The sequence below is a fragment of the Chryseobacterium antibioticum genome (assembly GCF_012927325.1).
In the GTDB taxonomy this organism is placed as follows: Bacteria; Bacteroidota; Bacteroidia; order Flavobacteriales; family Weeksellaceae; genus Chryseobacterium; species Chryseobacterium antibioticum.
The window spans coordinates 1-9877 of record NZ_JABBGI010000052.1; the positions used below are offsets into that span (position 1 = coordinate 1).

The window sequence follows — 9877 nt, forward strand, 5'->3', positions numbered from 1 at the left end:
TTTTCGATCATTGCTTAATCGTTTTGACACAACAGTATCGAGTTGGAAGTCTTTTAATTATATCGCTTTTATGGTTATAGCTCTGAACAAATTTTATAAATCTAAAAAAGTTTAAATGACCTCTATACTAGTAAAACTGATCTAAATCGTCCAGATGAAATATTTTTTTTTAAGTTTATTATGAAACCAAGAATATCGTATTTGAAAAATAGTTTAGATAAAATTAATCCCCGGAAAATAAAGATTCAGTCTTTTAAAAATATAAAACAGAGCATTCGTTTTGGCTAAAATTTAAAAGGTCAGTTACAATTTTCATCTCTCACTGAAAATCCTTATTTTTGTACATCTAAAAAGTAAAAGAAAGAATGAATTCCTACAAAAATCCATTGGAAGAGCGCTATTCCAGTGAAGAAATGTTGTTTAATTTCTCACATAATAACAAATTCCGTACCTGGAGAAAGCTTTGGATAGCTTTGGCTGAAATTGAAAAAGATCTTGGTCTTGACATTACAGACGAACAAATTGCTGAGCTGAAAGCTAATGCCGAAAACATCGACTACGATAAGGCGGCTGAGTATGAAAAAAAATTCCGTCATGATGTAATGGCTCACGTTCACACGTATGGTGATGTGGCGCCTTCAGCAAAAGGAATTATCCACTTAGGGGCTACTTCGGCTTTTGTAGGAGATAATACAGATCTTATTCAGATCCGTGACGGGCTTTTAATCTTAAAGAAAAAGCTGGTTAACGTCATGAAAAGCTTAGCTGATTTCTCTATTCAGTATAAAGATCTTCCTACCCTAGGATTCACCCATTTCCAGCCGGCTCAGCTGACAACCGTTGGTAAAAGAGCTACACTTTGGTTACAAAGTCTTGTTCTTGATATTGAAGAATTGGATTTCTTCCTTGAAACCCTTCGTTTCAGAGGTGTAAAAGGAACTACCGGAACAGCTGCAAGTTTCTTAGAGCTTTTCAACGGTGACTATTCTAAAGTAAAACACTTAGATAAAGAACTTTCGAAAAGATTCGGTTTCGAGAAAGTATTTGGCGTTTCAGGTCAGACTTATGACAGAAAAATCGATGCTAAGGTGGTAGCTTTATTAGGAAATATTGCTCAGTCTGCCCATAAATTCACCAACGATTTACGTCTTCTTCAAAACCTTAAGGAAATTGAAGAACCATTTGAGAAAAACCAGATTGGTTCATCCGCTATGGCTTACAAACGTAATCCAATGAGAAGCGAGAGAATCGGAGCATTAGCAAAATATGTAATGTCTCTGACAACAAGTTCTGCTATGGTAGCTTCTACACAGTGGTTTGAAAGAACATTGGACGATTCTGCCAACAAGAGACTGACTATTCCTCAGGCATTCCTAGCCGTTGATGCTATCCTGTTGATCTGGAACAACATCATGAACGGAATTGTTGTGTATCCGAACAGAATCAACAAACATATTGAAGAAGAACTTCCTTTCATGGCAACAGAATATATCATCATGGAAGAAGTGAAAGCTGGTGGTGACCGTCAGGAAATTCACGAAGTGATCAGAGTTCACTCCATGGAAGCTTCCAAGAAAGTGAAAGAAGAAGGAAAAGAAAATGACCTTATTGAAAGAATCTTAAATGATGATTCTTTAAAACTAGATAAATCAAAATTAAAAGAAGTTTTAGATCCTAAAAACTTTATCGGTTTTGCCCCTATTCAGACGGAGGAGTTCATCAGCAATGAAGTCCAGCCGATTCTGGATCAGAATAAAGACCTGATAGGATTGGAGGCTGACCTTAAAGTATAAAGCTTATGCAGCCTTTTTGGGCTGCATTTTTTATTTTAGCCAGTATGAAAAGAACTCTTTTACTCATTGCCATGATCCCCATCCTTTCTTTTTCCCAGAAGAAAGAGGTTTTAAAGTATTTTATCTCAAAAGAAACCTTGGCAGGAGTAAAAAATCAGGACGGGAAAATTATTGTTCCCGCCCAGTTTAAGATCTATTCGGATCTTCAGGACGGCGATTTGGTGAAAGAAGAAACCATTTATTTCGACGGTTCCAAAAAAGGAGAAACCAAAGAGAAAAATGCATGGGGCTATGTGTATGATAGAAAAGGAAACTTTCTTTACAGACCGTTTTTTTATGACAATGGAGCAGATTATTTCAAAGAAGGACTCAGAAGATTCGTCAAAAACGGAAAAGTTGGTTTTGTTGACCGGAATGGAAAAATCATCATAGAAGCCAAACATGACTTCGTTTCATATTTCGAGTACGGTTATGCATTGTTTTGTGATGGCTGTGACTGGGAGAAAACAGAAGATGAACATAAAGGAATTGTTGGTGGAACATGGGGAGTAATGAATACCAAAGGCGAGACGGTGAAGCCCATTGTAAAATCATCTGATAAAGACAAAGAAATTCAGGGGAAATACTATCCGAATCCTTTTCACTACAATGAAAAAGAGAAGAACATTCTTCAGTTTTTTGAAAAGCAGAATAAAACACTTTCAGGATTGTATTATATCAATGTTTATCCTGAAATGTCTGATGCTGAAAAGAAATTAATTTTTGAAATCGTAGAAAGGCCCAAAGAGAATTTTCCTTATTATCAGATTAATACCTATGCTTTAGGGATGGATCTTACGATTTGTGATCGGTTTAAATTCCTTGTTTCAGAAGATGGTCAAGAAAAGTATACCATGGATTATGATGAAAAAGTTCCTTACGAAGAATGGTTGAAGAATGAAATAAAAGAAGCGGAACAGTTTCAGAAAGAACGTCCCGATAATCCAAATAAATTTGTAAAATAACAATAGCCCATGAAGAACCTTTCGATTTTTTTATTGATTCTCGTGTCTGCAAAAAGCTTCTCGCAAAGTCAGAAAGAGATGTATTCCATCATGGAAAAAACTGCACAAAAATTAAAAGAAAAATCAGGGGCTTATTCCGTATCTGTCGGAATCGTGAAAGACGGAAAAGTGTATACAAAACATTTCGGGGAAATAGATAAAGGAAAGGGAAACAAAGCGGATAACAATACCTATTTTGAAATAGCATCAGTAACCAAGCTTTTTACCGGACAATTGTTGGCTCAGGCCGTTTTGGAAAATAAAATTAATCTTGAGGATGATATTCGTAAGTATCTGAAAGGATCATATCCCAATTTAGAATACAACGGAACTCCGATTAAAATTAAAGATCTGATTTCCTACAGAACAGCACTGCCGCGTAATCTGCCTGATGACACCGAAATCAGGAAAAAAATGTCAGATGAAACGCCTTTTCAATACAATAAATTAAGCGAAAATTATACAAAAGATCATTTTAAGCAGGACCTTCAAAAAGTAAAACTGGATACGATACCCGGAGTCAAATATAGCTACAGCAATCTAAGTCTTGAACTTACAGGTTTGATGCTGGAAAATATATATGGTCAAAGCTATGAAACACTGCTTAAAGAAAATATTTTTTCAAAAGCAGGAATGGATCACACCAAACTCGAACTTGGCAAAAATGAAGTCTTAGCAAATGGATATCATTCGAGCGGACGTCTGATGCCAAAATCCATAAGTCATTTATGGGGTTCTGGCGGATCAAAAACCAAATCGACGATGGGAGATATGGTGAAGTTCTTAAAGTATGAACTGGATTCAAAAAACTCCATTGTTCAGGAATCTCAACGAAACATCAGTAACAGTAAAGGAGATTGGTACGGGTATTTTTGGGACGGTTATGGCCTTAGCGAACATGGGAAAATGGGGTATAAGCACGGAGGAGCATTCGGAGACCAAGTCTGGTTTGCGATCTATCCCGAACTGAATACAGGGATTTGCGTTATTGTAAACGTCAGCGGTCCGGATACGTTTCCGGCTCTTTATAATTCGGTGGCCAGATTGATGAATGATCTGACGACAAAACCGGGCAAAAAGGAAACAGAAGGATACTATCTGAAAGGAGATAACGTTGTATTTACCTATACGCATCCAAAGAATTTAAATTCAAAACTGATCAATAGCGCTTCTGTTGCAGGATCTTTCAATGATTGGAAGACAGACAATAAAAACTTTCAGTTAACGAAAAAAGAAGATAATCGCTTCGAATTGGAAGTTCCAAAATCTAGTTTCGAAAAAGGAAAAATCTATACTTTTAAACTGATTCTGAACGGAGAAGACTGGATCAATGCATCAAAAAATGCTTCCAATACAGACGGAACAGATGACAATAATCTGACGTTGAAGCTGTAAAAATATAAAGAATCAATGGGTTCTGAAAAAGTAAAAAGAAAGTAATAAATCTAATATTTAAAATCTGACATCTAATGTCTAATAACAAAAGAATTTTCGTAGAAAAAAGAGGTATTTTCGATGTTGAAAGTCCAAAAATTTTTGATGAAGTAAAAGCAGTCGTTCCGGCGGTCAAAAATGTGAAAGTGTATAATGTGTACGATATTTTCGGACTGAATGACGGAGAGTTCGGGAAAGTCGTAAACAGTACTTTCGTAGATCCTGTGACTGATATTTTACACACAGAAAATCCAGGAAAGGAGATCTGGTTTGCCATGGAGTTTCTTCCAGGCCAGTACGATCAACGTGCAGATTCTGCCCAGCAGTGTATTGCTTTACTGACGGAAAATGAAAAGTCCAAAGTAAGAAGCGGAAAACTGATTCAGTTTGAAGGCATTTCTGAGGGAGACCTTGTAAAAATCAAAGACCTTCTGATCAATAAAGTGGAATCTCAGGAAAAAGATCTTTCCATCTTAAACATTCCTGCTGATGAAATTCCTGCAAAAGTTTTGATCCACGAGAATTTCATCAGTTTTGATGATGCCGGGCTTGAAAATTTCTACAATGATCACGGTTTTGCGCTAGGATTGGATGACCTTAAATTCATCCAGGAATACTTTAAAACAGAGAAAAGAAATCCTACCGAAACGGAACTGAAAGTTTTAGACACGTATTGGAGTGACCATTGCCGTCATACCACCTTTGAAACAGAATTGTCAGATATCCAGTTTGAAGGAGCATTCAAACATACATTGGAAACTATTTTCAATGACTATATCGAAAAAAGAAAATTTTTAGGCCGTGAGCTGAAGCCGATCTCTTTAATGGATCTTGCGACAGTATGCGGTAAATATTTCCATAAAACAGGGAATCTGGATAACCTTGTCATCTCAGACGAGATTAATGCATGTACCATCCAGATCGAAGCTGAATACGACGGTAAAAAAGAACCTTGGTATTTATTATTCAAAAATGAAACCCACAATCACCCGACGGAAATTGAACCTTTCGGAGGGGCTTCCACATGTTTGGGAGGAGCGATCAGAGATCCTTTGTCCGGAAGATCTTTTGTATTCCAGGCGATGAGGTTAACGGGAGCTGCTGATGTTTTAGAACCGGTTGACAAAACTTTACCGGGGAAACTTCCTCAGAAGACCATCACTAAACAGGCGGCTAACGGGTATTCATCTTACGGAAACCAGATCGGTTTGGCAACTACAATGGTTTCTGAAATCTATGACGAAGGGTATAAAGCCAAAAGAATGGAGGTCGGATTTGTTACCGGAGCCGTTCCTGTAGATTGGGTAAGACGTGACAAACCTGAAAATGGTGATTCCATCATTATTTTAGGAGGAGCAACAGGCCGTGACGGTGTTGGCGGGGCAAGTGGAAGTTCAAAAGTACAGGATGAAAATAGTATCCATACCATGTCTACTGAAGTTCAGAAAGGAAACGCCGTTGAAGAACGTAAAATCCAGAGACTCTTTAGAAATCCTGAAGTAACGAAACTGATCAAGAAATCAAATGACTTCGGAGCAGGAGGTGTTTCTGTAGCCATCGGTGAAATTGCGGATTCATTAGAAGTGAACCTTGATGTTTTACCTTTAAAATATGAAGGATTAAACGGAACTGAGCTTGCGATTTCAGAATCTCAGGAAAGAATGGCTGTAGTAGTTGATCCAAAAGATAAAGAACAGTTCATCAAATTTTGTGAAGATGAAAATATTGTTGCTGTAGAAGTGGCAAAAGTAACAGATTCAGGAAGAATGCAGATGTTCTGGAAAGGGGATGAAATCGTTGATCTTTCAAGAGAATTCTTAGACACCAACGGATGTTCTAAAACTCAGGATGTGAAAATTACCCATCTTGAAGAAGTGAAAGAAGAAACATTATCTTTTACAAAGGAGAACTTCATTAAAATAATAAGCGACAAAAATGTAGCTTCCCAAAAAGGACTGTTGGAAATGTTCGACTCTTCTGTAGGCGCCACTACGGTTGCGATGCCTCTTGGAGGAATATACCAGCAGACATTAATGGAAGGAAGTGCTCAGACATTACCAATTTTAGGAGCAAAAGATATTGAAACTGTTTCTTTCGCAAGCTGGGGATTTGATACCGGAATTTCAAAGCAGAACTCGCTGTTAGGAGCTTCTTATGCGGTAGTAGAAAGTGTCGCTAAGATCGTTGCGATGGGTGGCGATTACAAAAATATCAGATTAACCTTCCAGGAATATTTCGAAAAACTGGGTCAGAATGCTGAAAAGTGGGGGAAACCCTTAGCTTCTCTTTTAGGAGCTTATGATGCACAGATCAACCTTGGTCTTGCTGCGATTGGAGGAAAAGACTCTATGAGCGGGACTTACCAGGATCTGAATGTTCCACCTACATTGATCTCATTTGCATGTGCAAACGGTGAGAAGAAAAACGTTATTTCCCCAGAATTCAAACAGGCTGGAAATAAAGTATACTTCTTCAACCATATTCCTCAGGAAAATGGTCTTCCCAACTACGAAAGCTTAAAAGGAATTTTCGAATTTATTTTTGAAAATATCAAAGCCGGAAAAATTGTTTCTGTAAAAACCATTAAAGAAGGTGGAGCAGCAGTAGCTTTAGCCAAAATGAGCTTTGGAAATAGATTAGGAGCAGACATCACGATTGACGAAAATGCTTTATTAGCTAAAAATATCGGTAGCTTAATTATCGAATCAAAAGAGGAATTGAACCATAATTCTCTACAACAGATCGGTGAAGTAAAAGACTCTGGGATTTTGGCTTTAAACGGTCTTGAATCTACGATCTTAGATCTTGTAGCCGCTTATACCGGGACATTTGAAAACCTTTTCCCAACTCAGGAAAAAGAAAAAATAACGGTTGAAATCGATGAGAAATCAAATTCCATCAACTCAAGAAATATCATCATTAAAAAACATGGAATTGCCAGGCCGAAAGTATTTGCCCCTGTATTTCCGGGAACAAACTGCGAGTACGATACCTTGAATGCATTCCAGAAAGAAGGGGCTGTGACCAGCAGTCTTCCATTGAAAAATATCAGCCATCAGCTGTTGGACGAAAGTATTGATGCATGGGTAGAAGAGATCAGAACATCTCAGATTCTGGCCTTCTCAGGAGGTTTCTCAGCAGGTGATGAGCCGGATGGTTCTGCAAAATTCATCGTGAATGTTCTGAAAAATGAAAAGATGAGAAACGCTGTTCACGAATTACTGGACAGAGATGGAATGATCATTGGAATCTGTAACGGTTTCCAGGCTTTGGTTAAATCCGGTCTGTTACCTTATGGAAGAATCAAAGATTTGGATGAAAACTCTCCGACACTGGCTCATAACGCGATCAGAAGACATATTTCCCAGATGGTGAACGTGAAGGTCATCAATGACGAAAGCCCTTGGTTAAAAGGCATGAAAGATCAGGTATTCACCATTCCTATTTCTCACGGGGAAGGTCGTTTCATGGCTTCAGAAGAAGAAATCAAAAAGCTTTACGAAAACGGACAGATAGCAACCCAGTACCTCGATCTTGATGGAAATATTGCCCACGGAATGCCTTTCAACCCCAATAATTCATTATTCGGAATTGAAGGAGTAACGAGTCCTTGCGGAAAGATTTACGGAAGAATGGGACACCCTGAGCGCTTTGCAGAAGGCCTCATGAAAAACATACCGACCGCGAATTACCATAATATATTCAAAAACGGAGTAGAATACTTCAAATAAATAGACCAATGACCGCCACCGAATGGCGGTCATTTTTTTTATATTTACAGGGATTAAATTTTAGGGCAACCCACCCAGCTTCCAACAATACATTCAGGACAATGTTGAATTCAGATAAAAATAAAGCAATCACAATCAAGGGCAACCATTTTTCCGATTTGTCAGGCTTCTACGGTGAAGTTTCTTTAGTGTTAATGAAAGATACAGACTGGAAAGTAGGAACACTCGACGGCTTTGATGACATTCTGTATGGCGGTTTCGGAGTATTTGAAAGCGGAGAGGAAGTTGAAATCGTCTGGAAAGATTCCCAAAAATCAAAAGAAGATCTTGGGCTGGAAGCTACCCGTCATTTTTATGAAAACAAGATCAGGCAAGGAAAACCTTTTAACGTAGAATTGATTCAGCAAAAACTAGATGAATTGACCTCAGGAAATGGTCAGACGTTATTTGAAATTTTAATTGAAATTATAGAATCACACAAAAATATTACATTAATTTTGAATTGATATTAGATGAATGATGAATGATGAATTGTGTTCAACAGTACTAATTTCTAACCTCTAAATTCTAATCTCTAACCTCTTATTAAAAATGAAGAAAATGATTTACGGGCTGTTTTTCGGAGACAGTATCACATATGGAGAATATGACGGAGTATTTGGAGGATGGGTAGATATCCTTAAAAGATATGCGCTGCAACAGTTTCACGAAGGAAGTAATGAAATCATCCTTTTCAATCTTGGAATAGGTGGTGAAACTACAGAAGGCCTGCTCAGAAGAATGCCTCATGAACTGGCTGCCCGGAATTCTGCAGAAGGAAATATTGTTCTTATTGGTTACGGCGCCAATGACCTCGCGATAAAAGACGGAAACCAGCTGGTAGCCCCTGAACAGTTTAAAGATAATATTAAAACAGCCGTTCGGCATGCCAAACAGCATGCCAATGATATTTATCTCGTTAGTATCCTTCCGTTTTCTCAAAAGGTAGATGGTGTACAAACTCCTGGAGGAAAATTAAGAACCAACGGAGACGTTTTAGTGTACAACCAAATCCTCAAAGATATAGCGGCTGACAATGCTTTGCATTACATTGATTTTTATGCTGCATTTGTTCAGGATAAAGAAGTTTTGCTTTCCGCAGACGGAGTTCACCCCAACGAAAAAGGGTATGGTATAATGGCTGAAACGGCAATCCCCATCATAGAAAAATATTTATAATGGCTTATCTGTTTTCTTACGGAACCTTGCAGAAAAAAGAGGTACAGCTTGAAACATTTGGAAGACTGCTGGTAGGTGAAAAAGATATTTTAACAGGCTATAAGCTGAAGATGGTTGAAATTACCGATCCGGAAGTGTTGCGCAAAAGCAATCAGAAATATCATCCGATCCTGAATTTTTCCGGAGACAGCGAAGATGAAATAGAAGGATTGCTTTTCGAGGTCACCGAAGAGGAAATTCTTCAGGCGGACGAATATGAAGTAGATGACTATAAAAGAGTAGAAACAGTTTTCAAATCCGGAAAGAAAGGATTTATGTGGGTAGATAAAATTAATTTATCTTGATGTGGTGAAATATTAGTTTTATTTGTTAGTTTTAGGTTGACAAATAAAAATACTATGAAAAATCTAAAAAAACTTAAAAGACAGGAACTGAAAAATGTAAATGGGAAAGGGATAAACCCACCTTTAATTGTTGTTCCTGTTGATGAAAATGGATATTGTAATTATCCTTATGGTTGGTATTGTCCCTAGGGCAAACGCATGATAGAAGTCACATAAGATAGTATATAATTGTTTGATAATAAATAATTTATCATTAGTTTGTTGAGATAAAATATTGTATATTCATCTGATAATCAATAAATTAATTCATTATT

The 9877-nt window shown here is 37.5% G+C and carries 8 protein-coding genes and 1 pseudogene; all 9 read left to right on the forward strand.

What is annotated here, in order from left to right:
* A pseudogene (locus HHL23_RS22675) lies at positions 1–115 on the forward strand (IS5/IS1182 family transposase); the annotation flags it as partial.
* Between the two features lie 250 nt (positions 116–365).
* Entirely contained in the window at positions 366–1793 is a 1428-nt protein-coding gene (gene purB, locus HHL23_RS21885; RefSeq protein WP_169236862.1) for an adenylosuccinate lyase, read from the forward strand.
* Between the two features lie 5 nt (positions 1794–1798).
* Complete coding sequence (locus HHL23_RS21890) at positions 1799–2797, forward strand: WG repeat-containing protein (protein WP_228464941.1); 999 nt, start codon at positions 1799–1801, stop codon at positions 2795–2797.
* 9 nt (positions 2798–2806) lie between these two features.
* The gene (locus HHL23_RS21895) at positions 2807–4231 is read left to right on the forward strand and encodes a serine hydrolase (RefSeq protein WP_169236863.1); all 1425 of its coding nucleotides are present in this window, start codon (positions 2807–2809) and stop codon (positions 4229–4231) included.
* Positions 4232–4305: 74 nt separating this feature from the next.
* Complete coding sequence (locus HHL23_RS21900; RefSeq protein ID WP_169236864.1) at positions 4306–8001, forward strand: phosphoribosylformylglycinamidine synthase; 3696 nt, start codon at positions 4306–4308, stop codon at positions 7999–8001.
* A 101-nt stretch (positions 8002–8102) separates the two neighbouring features.
* The gene (locus HHL23_RS21905; RefSeq protein ID WP_169236865.1) at positions 8103–8507 is read left to right on the forward strand and encodes a ribonuclease inhibitor; all 405 of its coding nucleotides are present in this window, start codon (positions 8103–8105) and stop codon (positions 8505–8507) included.
* A gap of 85 nt (positions 8508–8592) precedes the next feature.
* Complete coding sequence (locus HHL23_RS21910; RefSeq protein ID WP_169236866.1) at positions 8593–9219, forward strand: SGNH/GDSL hydrolase family protein; 627 nt, start codon at positions 8593–8595, stop codon at positions 9217–9219.
* Complete coding sequence (locus HHL23_RS21915) at positions 9219–9563, forward strand: gamma-glutamylcyclotransferase family protein (RefSeq protein WP_169236867.1); 345 nt, start codon at positions 9219–9221, stop codon at positions 9561–9563. Before HHL23_RS21910 ends, HHL23_RS21915 begins: the two co-directional genes overlap by 1 nt.
* Before the next feature lie 54 nt (positions 9564–9617).
* Positions 9618–9752, forward strand: coding sequence for a bacteriocin-like protein (locus HHL23_RS22795; protein ID WP_262889261.1), 135 nt, complete (start codon positions 9618–9620; stop codon positions 9750–9752).
* Positions 9753–9877 lie beyond the last annotated feature (125 nt).

Bases quoted from the DNA above. Each gene is read 5' to 3' on its own strand.
- HHL23_RS21915 (WP_169236867.1), top strand. From the start codon at position 9,219: ATGGCTTATCTGTTTTCTTACGGAACCTTGCAGAAAAAAGAGGTACAG.
- HHL23_RS21900 (WP_169236864.1), top strand. From the start codon at position 4,306: ATGTCTAATAACAAAAGAATTTTCGTAGAAAAAAGAGGTATTTTCGAT.
- HHL23_RS21905 (WP_169236865.1), top strand. From the start codon at position 8,103: ATGTTGAATTCAGATAAAAATAAAGCAATCACAATCAAGGGCAACCAT.
- HHL23_RS22795 (WP_262889261.1), top strand. From the start codon at position 9,618: ATGAAAAATCTAAAAAAACTTAAAAGACAGGAACTGAAAAATGTAAAT.
- HHL23_RS21910 (WP_169236866.1), top strand. From the start codon at position 8,593: ATGAAGAAAATGATTTACGGGCTGTTTTTCGGAGACAGTATCACATAT.
- HHL23_RS21895 (WP_169236863.1), top strand. From the start codon at position 2,807: ATGAAGAACCTTTCGATTTTTTTATTGATTCTCGTGTCTGCAAAAAGC.
- purB (WP_169236862.1), top strand. From the start codon at position 366: ATGAATTCCTACAAAAATCCATTGGAAGAGCGCTATTCCAGTGAAGAA.
- HHL23_RS21890 (WP_228464941.1), top strand. From the start codon at position 1,799: ATGCAGCCTTTTTGGGCTGCATTTTTTATTTTAGCCAGTATGAAAAGA.